The organism is Novosphingobium sp. (assembly GCF_040398825.1).
In the GTDB taxonomy this organism is placed as follows: Bacteria; Pseudomonadota; Alphaproteobacteria; order Sphingomonadales; family Sphingomonadaceae; genus Novosphingobium.
The window spans coordinates 15,310-36,033 of sequence record NZ_JBBATI010000038.1; the positions used below are offsets into that span (position 1 = coordinate 15,310).

Genomic DNA, 20,724 nt, shown 5'->3' on the forward strand with positions numbered 1-20,724 from the left:
TTGGGTGGACTGGGGATATCTTCAACCATTGGCTACCGCTGGTCCCCCGGCACGCCATAGCCCGGCGCATCGGCGGGATTGAGCGCGCGCGTGACATAGGCATCCATTTGCGGCCGCCAAAGGCTCCACAACGCCCGCAACGCGGTGATCGGCGCGGCGTCGGCCCAATCGACGCGCAGATCGACCAGTGGCCAGGGCTGATCGGCGACCACCAGCAGCCCGGCGGAATGGACCGGGCCTTCCTCACCCCCAGCCGCGACCGCCGCATCAAGCGCGGCCAGCAAGCGTTCGGCCAGATGCGCGGCGGGATCGGCGGCAAAGGCGGCCAGCATGGCCGGTAGGACAGCGTCGCTGGCCAGCATATTGCCCGCCACCACCGCATGATCATCCGCCAGATGCCCGTTCCGCCCCAGCGCGCGCGCGCCGCTGAATGCCGCGCCGGGCCCGTGGCGGCCCACCGCGGTCACTTGCCGCCACGGCGCATGGTCACCCGCCGCGCCGGCCAGCGCGGCCACCGTGGCGGCGGGGGCATAGCCGCGCGCCAGCAGATCCAGCCCCAGCGGGCCAAGGCGCGGGTCGGTCACATTCTGCGTGGCCACCGCGCCGACGCCGGCGCGGGCATGCGCACAGCGCGCCGCCACCGCCGGGCTGGACGATGACAGCGCCACCCCATACTGCCCGGTACGCGGGCACTGCGCGACGATGGAAAAGGTCATGGAATCATCGCTGTCGCTTCGATTTCGACCAGCCATTCGGGCCGCGCCAGCGCCGATACGACCAGGCCTGTCGATACCGGGAACACGCCTTTCAGCCAGCGGCCCATTTCGCGATAGACATCTTCGCGGTACCGGATGTCGATCAGATAGACCACCACGCGGCAGACGTGCGACATATCGCCGCCCGCCTCTGCCATCAGCAGCGCGATGTTTTCCATGGCCTTGCGGGTTTGCAGGGTGGCGTCGCCCACATGCAGGCTTTCGCGGGTATCCAGGTCCTGCGCGATCTGCCCGCGCACAAACACCATGCGCCCGCTGGCGACGACCGCCTGGCACAGATCGTTATCCAGTTTCTGTTCGGGATAGGTTTCGCGGGTGTTGAACGGGCGGATACGGGTGTGGGTGGGCATGGAATATCCTCAGGCAGCGTCACGCGCGGCCATGCGCGCGGCGATATGATCGGCCAGGTACGCGGCATCGTGCCACACCCCCCAGATAAATGCAGAAGCACGGCGCCACAGCCCGGGCAGCCCGACAAAATGCAGCCCCGGCACGGCGGTCACCCCGCGCACATGGTGCGGGCTCCCGTGCGCATCGAACAGGTCGGCGTCGATATCGATCCAGCTGAAATCAAACGCATAGCCGGTCGCCCACACCACGGTTGTGATGCCGGCGGCGCGCAGGTCGAGTTCGGCCAGCGGATGGGTCAGGCAATCCGGGTCCGGCCCGATCGTATAGGCGTCCGGCTCTTCGGGCAGATCGATACCTTCGCGTTGGGCATAGGCGTCGGATTCTTGCAAGGTCGTCAGGTAATTGGCGTCCCCGGCGGCGATGTTGGCGGCCAGATCCGGGGCAATCTGCACTTTTCCGTCGGCATAGCCGCTTACCGGGCCGATCAGCGTGACGCCCGCGTGCGCCAGTTCGCGAAAATCGACCGTGTGCCCGCCGCGCGCGCCGCTGACCGCGATGGTCACGTGTTGACCCGCCACGCTGGCAGGTTCGTCCCATTTGCCCAGAACGTCCAGCCACCAGGCAAAATCGCGGCCACGGTAGCGGCGCGGCGGGCGGTGATGCGGCCCGACCGCCAGCCAGGTCGGGTGGCCGGAACGGTTGAGCTCATCGGCGATTTGCACCCCCGATGACCCGGCGCCGATCACCAGCACGCCGCCGGCGGGCAGCTGGGCGGGATTTTTGTAATCGGCCGAATGGATCTGCGTCACGTCGGCGTGCGCGGGGATCATCGGCGGGATCACCGGGTGGTGGAACGGGCCGGTGGCAACCACCACGTTTTTGGCCACGATGGTGCGGGCAAATGCCGCATCGCCGTCGGTTTCGGCCATGAATTGCCCATCGGCGCGGCGGCTCAACCGCCGCACCGCCACGCCGGTGCGGATTGGCGCATCGATCATGGCGGCATAGCGTTCGAAATAGGCGGCAACCTCTTCCTTTGGCGCAAAGGCATCCGGGGCGGTCTGATCAAAAGTCTGATTCGGGAAACGGTCGTGCCAGGCCGGGCCATTGGCGACCAGCGAATCCCACCGCCCGCTGCGCCAGCGTTCGGCAATCCGCGCGCGTTCCACCACCAGATGCGGGCAGCCGTGGCGGCCCAGGTGTTCGCTGGTGGCGATGCCGGCCTGGCCGCCGCCGATCACCAGTGTTTCCACCGCCAGAATGTCGCCCGTATCGCTGTTCATGCCGTTGGTCCTGCGTTTGCCCGTGGTGACGATGTAGGGCCGATCTTGATTTTGCAAAACAACAATGTTTATCATCATGGCGTCGGAAAAGCTGAAGCAGGCGCGGGGTCAATCGAGCGTGATTCCCGCCTCCAACCGGTCGATCAGCCGCAACAGCATCGCGTCGCAGCGTGCCAGTTGCTCCACCGTCACAAATTCATCGGGCTTGTGGCCCTGGTCCATCGATCCCGGGCCGCACACGATCGCCGGAATGCCCAGGGTTTGGGCAAACAGCCCGGCTTCGGTGCCGAACGCCAGCTTGATCGTGGCAGAATTGTGCCCCGACACTGCACGTGCCAGCGCCAGCGCGCCGGGGTGGCGGGTGTCGAGCCCGGGATAGCTGTTCACCGGTTCGATCAGGATTGTGCATTCGGGAAACGCATCGGCATGGCGCGCCACGATCGCGGCGGCGCGGGCGCGGATATCGGCCTCTATCGCGGGCACATGATCGCTGGCCAGATCGCGTATTTCAAATTCCAGCGTGCAGCTGCCCGGCACGATGTTCAGCGTTTCGCCGCCGTGGATCACGCCGACATGCACGGTGGTATAGGCGACATCATAGGCCGGATCGGGCAGGGCACGCGCGATCAGGTCGGCCTGCACATCGCGCAGTGCGGCAATGAAATCGGTGGCGAGGTAGATGGCGTTGAGCCCTTGCGGGGTCAGCGCCGAATGCGCCGCGCGGCCGGTGGTGGTGACGCGGTACGCCGATTTGCCCTTGTGCCCATCGGCCAGTGCCAGCCCGGTCGGTTCGCCTATCCACACCAGCAGTGGCCTGACTGGCCGCGCCGCCAGCACGGGCAGCAGCGACCGCACGCCGACACAGCCGATTTCTTCATCAAACGAGATCGCCAGATGCAGCGGGGTTTTCAGCGGGCGCCGCGCCGCGATCAGCAGCGCGCGGATGGCAGAGGCGACAAACCCCTTCATGTCCGCGGTCCCGCGCCCATACAGCCGGCCCTCGGCAGCAAACAGCGCAAACGGATCACGGCTCCACGGCTGCCCCGCCACCGGCACCACATCGCTATGCCCCGACAGCACCACGCCGGGCGCATCATCCGGCCCCACGCTGATCCACATATTGGCATCGGCGCCATCATCGGTCAGCACGATCCGCGCGCCCGCCGGCTCAACCAGCCTGCGCACATAATCCACCAGCGCGCGATTGCCGCTGCGGCTGACAGTGGGAAAGGCGATCAGATCGGCCAGGATTGCGGCGGTGTCGGGAAAGGCTGGATGCATCGTGCCATCTTTGCGCAAACGGGCGCGCGGCGCACGGCAAAAGTTTGGGGGTGGAGGCAAGGTCAGCGAAGGGCTGGCGCTTGACGCGTCTTCCACAGCGACCAGCCGATCCCGGCGCCGATCAGGGCGAACGTCACGCCCAGGCTGGCCAGCGGGGGGAACTTGGCCCCGCCCAGCAGGAAATCGGACACGAAGATCTTTGATCCGATGAACACCAGCACCGCGGCAAGCGCGTATTTCAGATAATGGAACCGGTCGATCATCGCCGACAGCGCGAAATACAGCGCGCGCAGGCCCAGGACCGCCATGATGTTCGATGTGAACACCACGAAGGTGTCGGTGGTGATGGCGAAGATGGCGGGTACCGAATCCACCGCGAACACCAGGTCCGCCAGGTTGATGATCACCAGCACCAGGAACAGCGGGGTGGCCGCGCGCACCATCCGGCCCGAAGCCGCATCGCGCACGGTGACGAAAAAGCGTTCGGCGTGAAGGTCTTTGGTCACGCGCATGTGGCCGGAAATCCAGCGGATGGCGAAATTGTTGGCGAGATCGGGCTGTGCATCGCCCGCAAACACCATCCTGATGCCGGTCGCGACCAGGAATGCGGCGAAGATGTACAGCACCCAGTACGCTTCGCTGACGAGCGCGGCGCCGGCGGCGATCATGCCCCCGCGCAGCACAATTACGCCGATGATGCCCCACAGCAGCGCGCGGTACTGGTACTTTGCCGGAATCGCGAACGTGCCGAAGATCAGGCTGATGACAAAAATGTTGTCGATCGAAAGCGCCTTTTCGATGAAGAACCCGGTGTAGTACTTCATGCCCAGGTCGGCGCCCTTTACACCCCACACCCACACGCCAAAGGCCAGCGCGATGGTGATGTAGAACGCGGACAGTTTCAGCGATTCAGCAATGCCCATCGCCCGGTCCTGCTTGTGCAGCAGGCCGAGGTCAAAGGCGGTCAGCGCCGCCACGATCAGCAGAAATGCCAGCCAGAACCACACCGGCGTGCCAAGAAAAGACGTGACCAGGAACGCGGTCATGGTGGGGTCCGATCAAAAAATGCGGGCGGCGTGCAGGGATTGGGGGACTGACGCCGCCCCCTTTGTACAGCGCGGTTAACCCGCAAGCGGGCTGGCGCTGCGCTGCAACTGGGCAATCTTGTCCTTGATCCGCAGCCGCAGGCGCTTGAACGCCTTCATTTCATCCTGGCGGGCGGCATTGCGGCAGGTGTCGATCAGCCGGTTCAGCCGACGGTGTTCGTGATGCAAGCGTTCGAGATGGTGTTTCATGGTGTCCTCCTGGCAGGCCGACAATCGGTCTGATCAGCCGATTGCTCAAATTGAAATGTGGGTGGACATCCGATAGTATGAAACTATCATCGCGTTCATGAGCACCCTGCGCCAATTCAGCTATCTCGTGGCCCTGGCGGATTACCGCAATTTCCGGCGCGCGGCCGATGCCGTGCACATCTCGCAACCCACGCTCAGCCAGCAGTTGCGCGCGCTTGAGGCGCAATTGGGGGTGACGCTGGTCGAACGCAACGAAACCCCGGTCCAGCTCACCCCGATCGGGCGGGAGCTGGTGGTGCGCGCGCGCAAGATCCTGCTCGACGTAAAGGATGCCGAAGACCTGGCCCGGCGGTCGAAATCGGGGATGAGCGGCACGATCCGCTTTGGTGTGACGCCGACGCTCGGTCCCTATCTGATGCCGGGGATCGTGGCGTCGCTGCACCGGCGCTATCCCGACATGCGGCTGTATATCCGCGAAGGCATTCCCGACGAGCAGGCGCGCGAACTGGCGCGTGGTGAGCTCGATATGCTGCTTTCCCCCTTGCCGGTTTCGGGCAGCGACCTGCATGTTGAACCGCTGTTTCGCGAATCGCTGCACATCGTTTGCCCACCCGAACATCCGCTGGCCCAGGCCGCGCTGGTGCGGCGCAGCGACTTTGCCGGCATCGGTTTCCTCAGCCTCGACCGGCGGCACCATGCCTATCGCCAGGACCGTGACATCTGCGCCGACCTGCGCGCCGACCCGCTGGAGGATTACGAAGGCACCAGCCTGGACAGCCTGCGCCAGATGTGCGGTTCGGGCCTGGGCTTTGCGGTGCTGCCCGAATTGTATCTGCGATCGGAAGTCGGCGGTGAGAACATGGTGACGCGCCTGACATTGGCGGACTGGAGCGGCACGCGTTCGATCGCTGCCGTCTGGCGAGAGGGCGCCGCCTATGCCGACAGCTATCACACCATTGCCGAGGCGATCGCGGTGGAGGCACGGCGCATTCTGAGCGATCCGCTCTGATAGGCGCAGACTATCAAATCAGCGAATATGTTTCGATCATGGCTTCAGGTTCGGGCCAGCCTTGCCGCGGTAGAGAGCACGCCTGCCTCTTTTGCAAGGAACACGAATCATGGATCGCAATGCCCTTGGCGGGCGCAATTTTTCGCATGCCCGCCCCGCACCCGTAAACGATGCCGGCCTGCGCCGGCACATGCTCGGCATATACCGCAACATGGGGATCGCACTGATCATCAGCGGCGTGGTCGCCTATGGCATCAGCGCCACGCCCGCGCTGTCCGGCCTGATCTTTGGCACCCCGCTGAAATGGGTGGCGATGCTGGCGCCGCTGGCGTTTGTGTTCCTATTCAGCTTCCGGTTTGAACGGATGAGCCTGCCGGGTGCGATTGCCGCGCTGGGGGCGTTTGCCGCGATCATGGGCGTGTCGATGGCGAGCGTGTTCCTGGTGTTCACCAGCGCGAGCATCGCCACCACCTTTTTCATCGCGGCGTCGGTGTTTCTGGCGATGAGCCTGTGGGGCTATACCACTGGCGTCGATCTGTCGCGCTGGTCCAGCTTTCTGATGATGGGCGTGGTCGGCCTGGTCATCGCCGGGCTGGTCAACCTGTTCCTGCAATCGGGACCGCTGCAACTGGTGATTTCCATCATCGGCGTGGCCGTGTTCACCGGCCTTGCGGCGTGGGACACGCAACGCGCCCGGACCGACTATATGGCGCTGGGCGGTGGTGTGGCGGCCGAAAAGCTGGCAGTGATGAGCGCGTTTTCGCTCTATCTCAATTTCGTCAATCTTTTCCAATTGATGCTGCAATTCACCGGCGTGCAGCGAGACTAGTGCTGTGTTGGCAGCAATGGGATTTTCCGGTTGCCTGACGGTTGGCCGCGTGAATCAGGAATCGGGGATATGAAAGAACACCGCGGTGGAAAATATGCGCAAGTGGGCCGGGATCTGCCATGCCCACTTTCGCCGTAAAAGCCTGGAAACGGACAAGTCACCGGTCGCCGAACGTGCGGCAGGTTTCGGGAAATGGTTCAGGGCCGGGCTATGACCGGAATTGGGGAGGAAAGCGGACTTTCGGCAACGCACTCCTCGTCATTCCTGCGAACGCAGGAATCCAGAGTGGATGGCGAAACCTGTTGATTGTACAAGACGATTTTGTTGCAGAGCCGTGGTACCTGGATTCCTGCGTTCGCAGGAATGACGATTGTATGGCTGCCACTGGGGCGATTCCGGAACGGCACCTTTTCGCCCTGAATGGCCAAAAGCAGCCCTTCGCGCCCGACCTGAACCAACGGCGGCTATCGGTCTTTGCGCGTCGGCTCGGCTATGGCAGGAACTGGGGCGACAGCTGCCATCGACCTGCCACGCCTTGGCAAGAGACCGAAATGGCCGAACTTTGCCACCCGTGGCGCGGGGTGATAGGCATGTTTCGATAGCCAGAGACGGGGGCAGCGATGACGGGTGCGACTAAACGGACACTGGTGGCACTGGCGCTGTTGCTGCCGGCGCCGGTCGCCATGGGCATGGGCGCGGGGGACTCCGTTAATGACCCCGCGCTTGCCGCCGATCAGGCGGCGATCGCCACGGCCGAGCGGGATTGGGGCATGGTGTTTGTGACCGGTGATCGCCAGATGGCCGATCGGCTGCTGGATGATGCCTTTGTCGGGATCGATTCCACCGGGCAGGTCTATGGCAAGAAATCGACGCTGGCGGGTTTGGTGACCGGTGCTTTGAACAGCGCCAACCAGGTCGGGCCGATCACCATGCATTTTTACGGCGACACCGCGATTGCGCAGGCGCGTGAACTGCAGACCGGGCCGGCGCCGGAATTCAAGCCGATGTACCGGATATTCACCGACACCTGGGTGCGCCGCGCCGGCCAATGGCGGCTGGTCGCGGCCGAAGATCAGAACCCCGGCGCGCCGACCCCGGCCGCATTCCGCGCCGATGAGGCGCAGATCATCGCCGCGCGCGGCGCCAGTAACCGGGCGATTGCCGCGCATGACATGGCCGCGTTCGTGCCGTTTTTCGCCGAGGATGCGGTGTTTGTGTGGAGCAATGGCAGTTCTGCCATTGGCCGCGCCGGGCTGACCGCGGCGTTTGCGGGCGATTTCGCCGATCCCGCCTTTGTCGCCTATATCCGCACGCCCGAACGCGTTTCGGTGGCGCAAACCGGTGCGCGCGCGGCCGAACATGGCACCTGGACCGCGATCAAGCGCGAGCCGCGCGGCGAAACCCGCTATGGCGGTGATTATGCCGCGCACTGGGTGCGGTCCGCCGGTGGCTGGCATGTGGTCGGCGAATTGTATGTGAAACTGCATTGCACCGGGCCGCTGTGCGTGCCGTGATCGCGGATGCACCGTAAAACACTTGCCCGGCATTTGGCGCGTGGCTAACGGCAGTCGCACACCGCCGGTGGTTCGCGCCGGTCCACCCGTTACAAAGGCACCCGCATGTCCGGCATGACCCGTTTCGATTGGGACGACCCGTTCTTCCTTGATGCGCAATTGACCGAAGAGGAACGGATGATCCGCGACGCGGCCAAGGCCTATGCCGATGACCGGCTGGCCCCGCGCGTGATCAAGGCGTGGTCTGATGAAACCACCGACACCGACATTTTCCGCGAAATGGGCGCGCTGGGTCTGTTGGGGCCGACCGTGCCAGAGGTTTATGGCGGGGTTGGCGCGTCGTATGTTTCGTACGGCCTGGTCGCGCGCGAAATTGAACGCATCGACAGCGGCTATCGCAGCATGATGAGCGTGCAATCCAGCCTGGTGATGTACCCGATCTATGCGTTTGGATCGGAAGAGCAGAAGCACAAGTATCTGCCGGGGCTGGCGCGCGGTGAGCTGATCGGCTGTTTCGGGCTGACCGAGCCCGATGCCGGGTCGGACCCGGGCGGCATGCTGACTCGCGCTGAAAAGATCGACGGCGGCTATCGCATTTCCGGCGCCAAGACGTGGATTTCCAACGCGCCGATCGCCGATGTGTTTGTGGTCTGGGCCAAATCCGATGCGCATGGCGGCGGCATCCGCGGCTTTATCCTGGAAAAGGGCATGGCCGGGCTGGTCGCGCCGAAGATCGGCGGCAAGCTTTCATTGCGCGCATCGATCACCGGCATGATCCAGATGGACAATGTCGAAGTGGGCGAAGACGCGCTGCTGCCGAATGTGCAGGGGTTGAAGGGCCCGTTTGGCTGCCTCAACCGAGCGCGCTATGGCATTTCGTGGGGCGCGTTGGGTGCGGCGGAATTCTGCCTGCATGCGGCGCGGCAATATGGGCTGGATCGCAAGCAGTTTGGCCGGCCGCTGGCGGCGACGCAGCTGTTCCAGAAGAAACTGGCCGACATGATGAGCGATATCGCGTTTGGGTTGCAGGCCAGTTTGCGCGTCGGGCGGTTGATGGACGAGGGCCAGTTTGCGCCCGAAATGGTGTCGATGGTCAAGCGCAACAATGTCGGCAAGGCGTTGGATATCGCGCGGATGGCGCGCGACATGCACGGCGGCAACGGCATTTCCGAAGAATACCATGTGATGCGCCACCTTTCCAATCTGGAAACGGTCAACACGTATGAAGGCACCCATGACGTGCACGCGCTGATCCTGGGCCGGGCGATTACCGGAATCGCGGCGTTCTGATCATGACGCCGCTGGCGGGGGTAAAGGTTGTCGAACTGGCGCGCGTGCTGGCCGGCCCGTGGGCCGGTCAGACGCTGGCCGACCTGGGCGCAGAGGTGGTCAAGGTCGAAAGCCCCGAAGGCGACGACACCCGCACCTGGGGGCCGCCGTTTGTCGAATATGCCGACGGCACCCACGACGCGGCCTATTACCACGCCACCAACCGCGGAAAACGGTCGATCATCGCCGATTTCGCCACGCCGGAAGGGCGGCAAGTGGTGATCGACCTGATTGCCGATGCCGATGTCCTGATCGAAAATTTCAAGCTGGGGGGCCTGGCCAAATACGGGCTGGACTATGCCAGCCTGTCGGCGATCAATCCTCGATTGGTCTATTGTTCGATCACCGGGTTTGGGCAGGATGGGCCCTATGCGCCGCGTGCCGGGTATGATTTCATCGTGCAGGGCCTGTCGGGGATCATGGACCTGACCGGCGATCCAGCGGGCGCGCCGCAAAAGATTGGCGTGGCGTTTGCCGATATCATGACCGGGCTCTATTCCGTGATCGCGATCCAGGCCGCGCTGGCCGCGCGGGCGCGCACGGGGCGCGGCGAACATATCGATATGGCGCTGTTCGATGTGATGGTGGGCGTGCTGGGCAACCAGGCGCTGAATTACCTGGTGTCGGGCAAGGCGCCGACGCGCATGGGCAATGCTCACCCCAATGTGGCGCCCTATGCCGTCTATCCCACCGCCGATGGCTGGTTCATTCTGGCGGTGGGGAATGACCGCCAGTTCGCCAAATTCTGCGAGTTGACCGGGTGCGCGGAACTGGCCGCCGACCCGCGCTTTATCGGTAATGTTGCGCGGCTGGACAACCGCGTGGCGCTGGAGGACGCCATCCGCGCTGTCACGCGGCGATACACCCGCGACGCACTGCTGGAACTGCTGGCCGAAGCGGGTGTGCCGGCCGGGCCGATCAACACCGTCGCCGATGCCTTTGCCGACCCGCAGATCGTGGCGCGCGGCATGCAACTGGCGCTGCACGCCAGCGACGGCACGCCGGTCCCGGGCGTTCGCACCCCGATCCGCTTTGCCGGGATGGACCTCGCGACCGACCGGGCCTCACCCAAAAAGGGTGAGCATTCCGTCTGATTAGCCCGTCCCCGCAGGGGAGGGATGTCCGGCGTCCGAAATTTGGCGCGCCATCGAGACGTCGGACACCCCCACCCAACCCTCCCCCTGAAGGGGAGGGCTTTTTGTTCAGCCTGCCGCGTCGCCGGCCGGCTGGCCCACCGCGGTCCAGTCCACCCTGCGCGTGGCATACATCACCCCGGCCAGCGCGACGAACAGCAGCAGCGCGCCGATCAGCAGCGACCACGCCTCCAGATTGAGCAGGACAAACAGCAGCGCGTACAGCCCGACCAGCAGCGACCCGATAAACCCGCCACGCCGCCAGGTTTTCAGCACCGCCGCGCTATAGGCGCTGAGCAGGCCGATGGTCGCGCCGCTGGCGAGCAGATAGGCGCCGGTAAACCCGACCAGTTCCGCCAGCGCCAGCAACAGCACGAAAAACAGCACCAGCGCCACGCCGGTCAGCAGGTATTCGGCCGAGGCCACGCGCGCCCCGGCGATGATGTCGAACAGCAGAAACGTCAGGAACGTAAAGCCGATGAACAGGAAGCCGTATTTTACCGAACGGTTGACCTTGCTGTACAGATTGACCGGCTCGATCAGGTTGACCGTCAGGGATTGACTGGTGCCATCGACGACTTCGGTTGCGCCGCCGGCAGCGAGATCGGCGCTGGGTTTTCTCAAAGCCATATAGCCGCTTTCGTGTTCATCCTGGTCGGTTTGCGGTGCGGCAAAATCCGCCATCCCGACCGGCGGCTGACCCAGCGCCAATTTGTCCACGCGATAGCTGGCGTGGAAACCGCTGTCGGCCAATTCCCGCGTTTCGGGCAGAAATCCGCCCGAAAAACTTGGGCTGGGCCAGCTGGAGGCAACGTCCCAGCGGGTCGATCCGCCGCGCGGCACCACCGACAGCGACCGTGCGCCGCGCAGGCCATAGGCGTAATCGACCGCCAATTCGCCGCTGCCATCCCAGTTCAGGAACGCAAAGAAACCCTGGCCACCGCTGGCGGCGGGGCCTTTGCCGGGTTGCACCTGCAGCGGCTTGCCGCCGGCAGTAACCGTGCCGCCGCTGGTCAGCCCGCGTGCGTCGGAAATGCCCAGGCGCAGCTCTGCGCGGTCCCACAACAGGCGTTCGCGCGTCACGCCATAACGTTCCAGATCGGGCGGCAGCGCAAACATGGCGCTGCCTTTGACCTGCGCCGAATAGAGCACGCTGCGATAGATCGATTTGTGGCGTTCTTCGGGGTTTACCTGGGTGGTGACATGGTGTGTCGCCGCCGAAATATAGAACAACTTTTCCACTTCGGTCGCGCGGCTGACCTGTTTGCCGTTTTCGGTCACGGTCTGCGTTTCGGTGGTGCGGAACGGCACGACGATGATCGGCCCTGACAGCACCTGCGGCCCGCCCCAGCCCGAATTGATTTCCGCCTGTGCGGTGGCCGCCTGATTCTGGCGGTCATAGACCAGCGCATAGACCAGCATCAGCGGCACCGTCAGGGCCGCCGCGATCAGCGATACGAACAGCAGTTTCATCGCGGGGGATCGCTGTGCGCGGGTTGCCGTGCCGGTCATGCTGTTTCCTATGCCGTGTTGCTGGCAGGCTATGAGCAAGGCGCCCAATGTACAAGTGCGGACCGGCAAGAGCACCCACGCTGCGGCGGCGCGCTCATCCTTCAGCATCGTCTCCCCAGGTCAAGTCAGGCCCGGGGAGACGATCGGGGTTGTGTATTTATGGCAATCGGGCGTCGTGCCGGGGGCACCCTTGTTGTCGGCTCCGTCATCATGTCTATACATAATCACCGGTGCGTGGCAGGCTTGCCGGGGTAATCCGCTTGCAGGAAAAAGCAGTTCGCATCGTGGCAGTGACCGGGACCGGAAACTCTGTGCCAAAGGGTGGCGTGGTCGTGCCATTCGCGTCGTGCGATCCGGTGCCGTGGGCCAATGGCGGGGGGATCACGCGCGTGATTGGCGAACGCGCCGGGGCATTTCGGTTGAGCCTGGCGACGATTGCCGATCATGGGCCGTTTTCACCGCTGACCGGACTGGTCCGCCATTTCGCGCTGGTGGCGGGGCAGGTGGGTCTGTCGGGGCCGGATGCGCCGTTTCCGGTTGATCTGGATGCTGCGTCAGCGCCGCTGACCTTTGCCGGCCACAGTGCGGTGCACGCGGTGGTGCACGCCGGACCGGCGCTGGCGCTTAACCTGATGGTGCCGGTCGGCGCGCCACCGCTGCGGCTGGAACGCTGCGATGATGGCGTGGTGCGCGATGCGCTGGCGGTGTTTGCCTGCGCCCCGCTGTGGGTCGATCTGGCGTCCGGCCGGGTTGATCTGGCACTGCACGACACGCTGTTTCCCGATGGTTCGTTTCGCGTGACCGGGCCGGCACTGGTGGTGCGTTGATGCGTGCCGCCGGTCTGCTGCCGGCATTGATATTGGCCGCCTGCCACGCCGCGCCCGCCGGCCGTGCGGCCGGGCCGGATGCGCAGGCGGAACTGGTGATCGGTACCGAGGGGCTGTATCCGCCGTGGAACATCACCCGCCCCGATGGCAGCCTGGCGGGGTTTGAGCCCGATTATCTGCGCGTGCTGTGCGCGCGGCTGCATCGCCGCTGCCGCATGGTGGCGATGGATTGGGATGGCATGATTGGCGCGTTGCACACCGGCAAGATCGACCTGATCGCCGATGCGGTGCAGATCACCCCCGAACGGGCCGGCGTGCTGGCGTTCAGCCGGCCCTATGCGCTGACCAGCGGGGTGATCGCCACGTTGCGCGGCGGGCCGCTGGCCGGGCTGGCCGACCGGGACGTGACGATGGATTTTGACCGGCCCGGTCCCGCGCTGGACGCGATGACCGATCATTTGCGCCGCGATCTGACCGGCAAGGTGATCGGGGTGGAACTGTCGGGTGCGTTCGATACGTTTTTGAACCAGGCGTTCGGTTCGGCGGTCACCCTGCGCTATTACCGCACGATGGGTGAACGCGATCTTGATCTGCTGAACGGGCGGATCGACGCGACGCTGGAGGATGAATCCTATCTGCACCCCTTGCTGGCCACGCGCGATGGCGCGGGGCTGGTGCTGGCCGGGCCGCGCATGATCGGCGGCAGCATGGGGCGGGGGGAGGCACTGGCGTTTCGCCCCGGCGACACCGCCCTGCGCGCGCAGTTTGATCAGGCGATTGGCGCCACGTTGGCCGATGGCACGGTGCGACGGCTGGGGCTGCAATGGTTTCGCATGGATGCTTCACCGCATGCCGCCGCGCCCGCGTCGGCCGGTTCGGGCGCCGCGCGATGATCACCGATGATCCTGCGCCTATGCTGCTGCTGGGGTTTGGCCCCGATGGCTGGGGGCCGGCATTGCTGCGCGGTGCGGGGCTGACCATGGCGCTGGCGCTGACGGCGATGGCGATCGGCATGGTGCTGGGCGCCGGGCTGGCGGCGGCCGGGGCGTCGCGGGTGCGCTGGCTGCGCGCGGCGGCGGCGGTCTATGGCCTGGTATTCAGGGGTGTGCCCGAATTGCTGGTGGTGTTGCTGTTGTATTTTGGCACGCCGGGATTGCTGGCGGCGGGGGCTGCGCTGTTGGGGCTGGCCGATCCGGGGTCGCCGCCGGCGTTTCTGACCGGCAGCATTGCCATCGGGCTGGTTTCCGCTGCCTATCAGGCCGAAGTGTTTCGCGGCGGCATGCTGGCGGTGCCGCGCGGGCAGATCGAGGCAGCGATTGCGGCGGGGATGAGCCCGGCCACGCGGTTCCGGCGGGTAATCGCGCCACAAGTGCTGCATCGTGTGCTGCCGCCGCTGGGCAATATCTGGCAATTCACGCTGAAGGATTCGGCGTTGGTGGCGGTGACCGGGCTGTCCGAACTGATGCGTGTGAGCCTGGTTGCGGCGGGATCGACGCGCCAGCCGTTTGCATTTTTTGCCGCGGCGATGGTGTTGTATCTGGTGCTGACCAGCGCCAGTTCGGCGCTGTTCCGGCTGGCCGAGGCGCGCGGGATGCGTTGGGCAGGCGGCACAGGCGGGGTATGAGCGGTGATCTTGCCTTTCTGGCCGACACCACGCTGGCCATCGCGCGTGCGGTGCCGGTCACGGTCGGGCTGTTTGCGGCCAGCGCGGTGGGGGCCACGCTGCTGGGTGGCCTGCTGGTCATGGCGCAGACGCGACGCGGCACGCGTGAATGCGCGCGGCTGTGGATTTTCGTGTTTCGCGGCACGCCGTTGTTGTTGCAGATTTTCATGGTCTATTATGGGCTGGCGGCACTCGGCCCGATCCGCCACGGGCCATTGTGGGCGGCATTTCGCGAACCGCTGTTCTGCGCGTTTGTGGCGATGACGTGCTGTTGTTCGGCCTATATTGCCGAGGTGTGCCGCGCCGCGCTGGCGGCGATCCCGGCGGGGCAGATTGAGGCGGCGCTGGCCAGCGGCATGGGGCGCTGGACGCGGCTGCGGCTGATCGTGTTGCCGCAACTGGTGCGCCTGGCGCTGCCGGCCTATGGCAACGAACTGGTGATGATGATCAAATCGACCGCGCTGGCCAGCACGATCACGGTGATGGATGTCACCGGGGTGGCCGGGCAGGTGATCGCGCATTCGTATCGTACGCTCGATGTGTTTTGCCTGGCGGCGGCGGTCTATCTGGGGCTGACCGGGGCGCTGACCGCGGCGCTGCGGTACGTGGAGCGCCGGTTGAATCCGGTGGAGGGAACCCGATGACAGCGCAATCCAGCGAACCCGTGTTGCGCGCGCGCGGCATCACCAAAAGCTTTGGTGGGCAGGCGGTGCTGAAGGGTATCGATCTGGACGCCCATCGCGGCGATGTGGTGGCGATCCTGGGTGGTAGCGGTTCGGGCAAGAGCACGTTTCTGCGTTGTCTCAACCTGTTGGAAATGCCCGATGCCGGCACTATCGCCATTGGCGGAACCGCGGCGCCGCTGCGCTATGATGGCAAAGGCGGAGCGCGCGTGACCGACGCGCGCGCGCTGAATGCGCTGCGCGCGCGCACCGCGATGGTGTTCCAGAATTTCAATCTGTGGGCGCACATGACGGTGATTGACAATGTGATCGCCGCGCCGGTGCATGTGCATGGTGTGCCCCGCGCCGCCGCGATCGACCGCGCGCATGCCCTGCTGGACAAGGTCGGCATGGCCGGGTTTGCCGGGCACTGGCCGCGGCAGCTGTCGGGTGGGCAGCAGCAGCGCGTGGCGATCGCGCGTGCGCTGGCCACCGATCCGGATCTGATGCTGTTTGACGAACCCACGTCGGCGCTCGATCCCGAACGTGTACGCGAAGTGCTCGATCTGATCCGCGCGCTGGCCGATGAAGGGCGCACAATGCTGATCGTCACGCACGAAATGGCGTTTGCCCGCGATGTGTCCGGCCAGGTCGTGCATGTGCGCGACGGGGCGATTGAATCGATGGGGCCACCCGAAGCAATGTTCGGGCCTGATGCTTCACCTGTGTTTCGCGCGTTTCTGTCGCCGGGGTGATGCCGGTTTTGTGCGAAATCCTGAAAGCCTCTCCCTGAGGGGCGGGGTTGGGGCGGGGTGTCCGGCGCCCGATTGGTTGCGCGACACATCAGCGTCGGACACCCCCACCCAACCCTCCCGCTGAGGGGGAGGGCTTTTATTTTAGCGCTTTGCCACCGCCGGCAGCCCCGCGCGCACCAGGTCTGCCCCGGCGGCCATCACGTCATGCATGGGCCGGTCATCGGTATAGGGGGCGATGGTGGCGCGCACATGCGCGTGCAGGCGCGCGGTGCCCGGTGCGCGGGCGGCGGCGGGCACCGCGATGTCATGCGCCTGCGCGGCGGCGGCGAGTTCGATGCCCAGGATTGCCTGCACATTGGCGATCAGTGCCAGCGCCTTCAGCGCGGCGGGGGTCTGGTGCGACAGGTAATCTTCCTGCAGGCCAGAGGTGATGCCGCCATCCAGGCTGGCCGGGGCGGCCAGCCGGCGGTTTTCGCCCACCAGCGCGGCGGCGCTGTATTGCGCGATCATGAACCCGCTTGATACGCCAGCTGCTGTTGCCAGAAACGCGGGCAAACCGCTTACCAGCGGATTGACCAGGCGGTCGATCCGGCGTTCGGACAGCATCCCCACGTGCGCCGTGACGATCGCCAGATGATCCAGCGCCATCGCCAGCCCCGCCGCCACGGCATGCGCCTGCGATCCCGCGCGGGGGTGTTCGGGCGTGCCCAGCACCACGGGATTGTCGGTGACCGAGGCCAGTTCGGCATCGATCATGCCAGCGACATGGTCCAGCGCATCGCGTACCCCGCCGTGCACCTGCGGTATGGCGCGCAGGCTCAGCGGGTCTTGCAAACGCGCGCCGGTTTGCGCCAGATGCGTGCTGCCAGCCAGCCACGCGGTCATCGCGGCACCCGTTTCGGCGATGCCCGGTGACCGGCGTAGACCGAGCAATTCGGCATCAAACGCGGCCAGATTGCCGCCCAGCACCTCAAATGTCAGCGCGGCAATGGCATCGGCGGCGGTGACCGCACCCCGGGCCTGCGCCAGCGCGAGCGCGCCCAGGCCGGTGGCACAGGGCGCCCCGTTGATCAGGCTCAGGCCCTCTTTGGCCTCCAGCACCAGCGGCGCCAGCCCGGCGCGCGCCAGTGCGGCCGCCCCGCTCAGGCGTTCACCGGCCACGCGCGCGTGGCCTTCGCCGATCAGCACCAGCGCGATATGCGCCATGTGCGCCAGGTATCCGACCGATCCGCCCGCCGGTACTTCTGGCACCACGTCATGGTTCAGCAGCGCGATCAGGCCATCGACCACGGCGACGCGCGTGCCGGAGAACCCGTGCGCCAGATTGTTGACCTGCGCGGCGATGATCGCGCGCACGTGTGCATCGGGCAGGGGGGCGCCCACGCCGCAGGCATGGCTCATCACCAGTTGCCGCGACAGCCGGCACTGCAACGCCGGTTCGACCGCGCGATCAACCAGCGCGCCAACCCCGGTGTTGATGCCATAGGCGGGTACGCCCTCGTCGATGATCGCGCGGACCAGATCGTGCGCGGCGGCCACGCGTGCGCGCGCCGCCGGGCCGAGCACGACCGGTGCGCCCCGGGCGACCGCAACCAGCGTGGATACGGTGAGCGGCCGATCAAGCCTGATCGCCGCCGCAGTCACCGTGCCACCGCCGGGCCGCTGCGATAAAGGGTGCAGTTCATCCGCCGAAACACCTTGTCAGGAAATGCGATATGTATAGTCATATTAACAATTCGCCAGCTTTGGAAGGGTCTTGGGCAAGGGTCTTGCGCTGCCGTGTCGTTTGCGTGACACATATCTGTAATCGTGCGCGCGCGCAGCGGTGCAGGATGGCGCAAACCGTGGGTTTGGCGCTAACAGGAATTAACGCGAGGCTGGCGAACGCGACCGGTGCAGCGACGACAGGAGGCTAATACGCATGAGGGATATGACCAAGGTTACCGCAAAGCTTGCGGTATTGCTGGCCAGTGGGTCAATGCTGGCGCTGGTCGCCAGCCCGGCCGCAGCCGCGGACGCACCGGCAGCGGCGACCGATCCCGCGCCGGTCAACAACAACGGTGAAATCATCGTCACAGCGCAAAAGCGGTCAGAATCGATCCAGCGCGTGCCGATCAGCCTGCAGGCGCTGAGCCCGGCGGTACTGGAACAGCACCAGGTGCAGTCGTTCGACGATTATGCGAAACAATTGCCCAGCGTGTCGTTTCAATCGTTCGGCCCCAGCCAGGGGCAGCTGTTCTTTCGCGGCATCACCTCTGGCGGGGACGGGCTGGCGTTTGGCGCGCTGCCGACCAGTGGCGTCTATCTTGACGAACTGTCGATCACCACGATCGGCGCGCTGCAGGATATCCACATCTATGACATGCAGCGGGTCGAGGCCTTGTCAGGGCCGCAGGGCACGCTGTTTGGTGCCAGTTCGCTGTCGGGCACGCTGCGCCTGATCACCAACAAGCCCAATCCGGCCAAGCTGGAAGGCAGCCTGGACGTCACGGTCAACAAATATGGCAAGGGCGATGCCGGCGCCACCGTCGAAGGCATGATCAACGTGCCGGTGGCCAAGGGCGTGGCGGTGCGGCTGGTCGGGTTTTACGAACACGATGGCGGTTATATCGACAACACGCCGGGTTCGCGCACCTATCCGAACATTTACCTGGGCGCAGAGGGTGCGTTGCAGTCCGCCCCGCTGACTGTCAACAACAGCAAGTATGTGAAGAACAATTTCAACGACGTCACCACGTATGGCGGGCGTCTGGCGCTGGGGATCGAGCTGGACAACGGCTGGAAAATCACCCCATCGGTAATCGGCCAGTATCAGAAGGCGAACGGCACGTTCCTGTATGATCCCGCCGTGGGCGACCTGCAGGTGCATGATTTCACACCCGATTACAATATCGACCAGTGGATTCAGGCGTCGATGACGATCGAAGGCAAGATCGGCAACTGGGATGTGCTCTATTCCGGCGGGTATCTGAACCGCAATATCAAGAATGCGGCCGATTACAGCTATTATACCGTCGCCTATTCAACCCATCCGGTAAATGACAACCAATATGCCGGTTACACCCGCTTTACCGACAGCAACGGCAATCAGATCGACCCGACGCAGAATTTCAGCGCGTCGCAGAAACTGACCAAGCAAAGCCACGAACTGCGCTTCAACTCGCCGGCGTCCAGCGCGCTGCGCGTGACTGCCGGGCTGTTTTACCAGAAACAGACCAACCACAACGTCAACAATTATTTCGTACCTGGGGTGGGTACCGCCAACCTGAGCCAGTATGCCAATGGCGGCCTGGTGATTGGCGATGATCTGTTCCTGACCAATGCCTATATCGCCGATCGCGATTTTGCCGCTTATGCTCAAGGCAGCTATGACATTGCACCGCAGTTGACGGTGACCGCAGGGTTGCGCGGGTTTATCTATACCAACACGCTGGGCGGGTTTTCGGGCTATCCGTACTACGTGCCGTCGGCGTTTACCTGCACGTTCCCGCTGGCCACGATTGATTCGTGCAATTTCCTGAACAAGCGGTCGCATGGTTCGGGTGAAACGCACAAGATCAACCTGACCTGGCAGGTCGACAATGATCACATGGTCTATGCGACCTATTCCACCGGGTTCCGCCCGGGTGGCAACAACCGCGACAAGGGCGATCTGGTCGGTACGATTTACGCACCGGACAAGCTCAACAATTTTGAACTGGGCTGGAAAACCAGCTGGTTTGACCATGCGCTGCGCTGGAACGGTGCGGTGTACTATGAAAAATGGAACGACCTGCAATATGCCGAACAGGCGGCAGGGGCTGGCATCACCAACATTTCCAACGTCGGTGGCGCGCGCGTCTATGGCATCGAAACCGATGTGCAGGTGCGCCCGGCCAAGGGCGTGACGCTGACCGCATCGGGCGCATACAACGATGCCAAGCTGACATCGGATTTCGGCAACCTGGGCAAAGGCAACTATGCGCCGACCGGTACCCGTCTGCCGGTGCAGCCAAAGTTCAAGCTGTCGGCCACCGCGCGCTATGAATTCCCGGTCGGTTCGGTCGATGCGTTTGTGCAAGGATCGATGAACACCCAGTCCAATGCGAGCAGCCTGCTGGGCGTGGGGGACAACGCGGTGTTCGGCAATTCTGCGGGCTTTACCACCGCCGATTTCTCGGTGGGCGGCAAAATGGGCAAATATACGTTCCAGCTGTTCATCCAGAACGCCTTCGACAAACGCGGATCGCTGTCGCACAATTCGACGATCGGGCCGGCCAACTTTGAAAACACCTACCCCGGCGGCGACCCGGCCCACTTTTTCCGGGTCTACCCGATCAAGCCGCAGTATTTCGGCGTGAAGGTCGGCACGAAGTTCTGATGATGGGTGGGGGAGTGATTGGCGCTCCCCCCGCATTGATCATGCGGATTATTCCGGTTTGGGCGAGCGTTCGCGCGTGTCCTTCGACAAGCTCAGCAACCGTGTATTGGTGTCAAGCTGGATCGTGCCAAGGCTGGTCGTTTGT

19 protein-coding genes are annotated in these 20,724 nt (G+C 64.6%); 11 read left to right on the forward strand and 8 right to left on the reverse strand.

Annotation, left to right across the window (positions count from 1 at the left end):
* Positions 1-32: 32 nt before the first annotated feature.
* The 6 genes from ABWP89_RS15740 to ABWP89_RS15765 form a co-directional block, all read right to left on the reverse strand.
* Positions 33-716, reverse strand: coding sequence for a DUF1028 domain-containing protein (locus ABWP89_RS15740; protein ID WP_353230473.1), 684 nt, complete (start codon positions 714-716; stop codon positions 33-35).
* Positions 713-1,126, reverse strand: a complete 414-nt coding sequence (locus tag ABWP89_RS15745) for a RidA family protein (RefSeq protein WP_353230474.1) — start codon at positions 1,124-1,126, stop codon at positions 713-715. The genes ABWP89_RS15740 and ABWP89_RS15745 overlap by 4 nt, the downstream gene beginning before the upstream one ends.
* A gap of 9 nt (positions 1,127-1,135) precedes the next feature.
* Positions 1,136-2,410 (reverse strand): flavin-containing monooxygenase, encoded by a 1,275-nt coding sequence (locus tag ABWP89_RS15750; protein WP_353230476.1) that lies wholly within the window; start codon positions 2,408-2,410, stop codon positions 1,136-1,138.
* Positions 2,411-2,518: 108 nt separating this feature from the next.
* Entirely contained in the window at positions 2,519-3,691 is a 1,173-nt protein-coding gene (argE, locus tag ABWP89_RS15755; protein ID WP_353230477.1) for an acetylornithine deacetylase, read from the reverse strand.
* 62 nt (positions 3,692-3,753) lie between these two features.
* Positions 3,754-4,737: a TerC family protein gene (locus tag ABWP89_RS15760; RefSeq protein WP_353230479.1), complete on the reverse strand. Its 984-nt coding sequence runs from the start codon at positions 4,735-4,737 to the stop codon at positions 3,754-3,756.
* A 75-nt stretch (positions 4,738-4,812) separates the two neighbouring features.
* Entirely contained in the window at positions 4,813-4,986 is a 174-nt protein-coding gene (locus ABWP89_RS15765) for a DUF465 domain-containing protein (protein ID WP_353230481.1), read from the reverse strand.
* A 97-nt stretch (positions 4,987-5,083) separates the two neighbouring features.
* Between ABWP89_RS15765 and ABWP89_RS15770 the strand changes: the two genes are divergently transcribed.
* From ABWP89_RS15770 to ABWP89_RS15790, 5 genes are all read left to right on the forward strand, one after another.
* The gene (locus ABWP89_RS15770) at positions 5,084-5,995 is read left to right on the forward strand and encodes a hydrogen peroxide-inducible genes activator (RefSeq protein ID WP_353230483.1); all 912 of its coding nucleotides are present in this window, start codon (positions 5,084-5,086) and stop codon (positions 5,993-5,995) included.
* Positions 5,996-6,104: 109 nt separating this feature from the next.
* Positions 6,105-6,824: a Bax inhibitor-1/YccA family protein gene (locus ABWP89_RS15775; protein WP_353230484.1), complete on the forward strand. Its 720-nt coding sequence runs from the start codon at positions 6,105-6,107 to the stop codon at positions 6,822-6,824.
* A gap of 620 nt (positions 6,825-7,444) precedes the next feature.
* Positions 7,445-8,338: a DUF4440 domain-containing protein gene (locus ABWP89_RS15780; RefSeq protein WP_353230485.1), complete on the forward strand. Its 894-nt coding sequence runs from the start codon at positions 7,445-7,447 to the stop codon at positions 8,336-8,338.
* Between the two features lie 105 nt (positions 8,339-8,443).
* Complete coding sequence (locus tag ABWP89_RS15785) at positions 8,444-9,628, forward strand: acyl-CoA dehydrogenase (protein WP_353230487.1); 1,185 nt, start codon at positions 8,444-8,446, stop codon at positions 9,626-9,628.
* A 2-nt stretch (positions 9,629-9,630) separates the two neighbouring features.
* On the forward strand, positions 9,631-10,761 hold the full coding sequence (locus ABWP89_RS15790) for a CaiB/BaiF CoA transferase family protein (protein WP_353230488.1): 1,131 nt from the start codon (positions 9,631-9,633) through the stop codon (positions 10,759-10,761).
* Between the two features lie 108 nt (positions 10,762-10,869).
* Here ABWP89_RS15790 and creD read toward each other — a convergent pair whose 3' ends face one another.
* On the reverse strand, positions 10,870-12,312 hold the full coding sequence (gene creD / locus ABWP89_RS15795; protein ID WP_353230489.1) for a cell envelope integrity protein CreD: 1,443 nt from the start codon (positions 12,310-12,312) through the stop codon (positions 10,870-10,872).
* Positions 12,313-12,596: 284 nt separating this feature from the next.
* On the opposite strand from creD, the gene ABWP89_RS15800 reads away from it, so the two are divergent.
* Genes ABWP89_RS15800 through ABWP89_RS15820 form a run of 5 tightly spaced genes read left to right on the forward strand, consistent with a single transcriptional unit; the run spans position 12,597 to position 16,219 of the window.
* Complete coding sequence (locus ABWP89_RS15800; RefSeq protein WP_353230490.1) at positions 12,597-13,139, forward strand: HutD family protein; 543 nt, start codon at positions 12,597-12,599, stop codon at positions 13,137-13,139.
* Entirely contained in the window at positions 13,139-14,032 is an 894-nt protein-coding gene (locus ABWP89_RS15805; protein ID WP_353230492.1) for a transporter substrate-binding domain-containing protein, read from the forward strand. The genes ABWP89_RS15800 and ABWP89_RS15805 overlap by 1 nt, the downstream gene beginning before the upstream one ends.
* A complete protein-coding gene (locus tag ABWP89_RS15810) occupies positions 14,029-14,763 on the forward strand; it encodes an ABC transporter permease (RefSeq protein ID WP_353230494.1) in 735 nt (244 codons plus the stop codon). The genes ABWP89_RS15805 and ABWP89_RS15810 overlap by 4 nt, the downstream gene beginning before the upstream one ends.
* Positions 14,760-15,446: an ABC transporter permease gene (locus tag ABWP89_RS15815; RefSeq protein WP_353230495.1), complete on the forward strand. Its 687-nt coding sequence runs from the start codon at positions 14,760-14,762 to the stop codon at positions 15,444-15,446. Before ABWP89_RS15810 ends, ABWP89_RS15815 begins: the two co-directional genes overlap by 4 nt.
* Positions 15,443-16,219, forward strand: coding sequence for an ATP-binding cassette domain-containing protein (locus ABWP89_RS15820; RefSeq protein WP_353230496.1), 777 nt, complete (start codon positions 15,443-15,445; stop codon positions 16,217-16,219). The genes ABWP89_RS15815 and ABWP89_RS15820 overlap by 4 nt, the downstream gene beginning before the upstream one ends.
* 141 nt (positions 16,220-16,360) lie before the next feature.
* Here the strand turns inward: ABWP89_RS15820 and ABWP89_RS15825 are convergent, their stop codons facing one another.
* On the reverse strand, positions 16,361-17,863 hold the full coding sequence (locus ABWP89_RS15825) for an HAL/PAL/TAL family ammonia-lyase (protein WP_353230497.1): 1,503 nt from the start codon (positions 17,861-17,863) through the stop codon (positions 16,361-16,363).
* Positions 17,864-18,140: 277 nt separating this feature from the next.
* Between ABWP89_RS15825 and ABWP89_RS15830 the strand changes: the two genes are divergently transcribed.
* Complete coding sequence (locus ABWP89_RS15830; RefSeq protein ID WP_353230499.1) at positions 18,141-20,579, forward strand: TonB-dependent receptor; 2,439 nt, start codon at positions 18,141-18,143, stop codon at positions 20,577-20,579.
* Positions 20,580-20,724 lie beyond the last annotated feature (145 nt).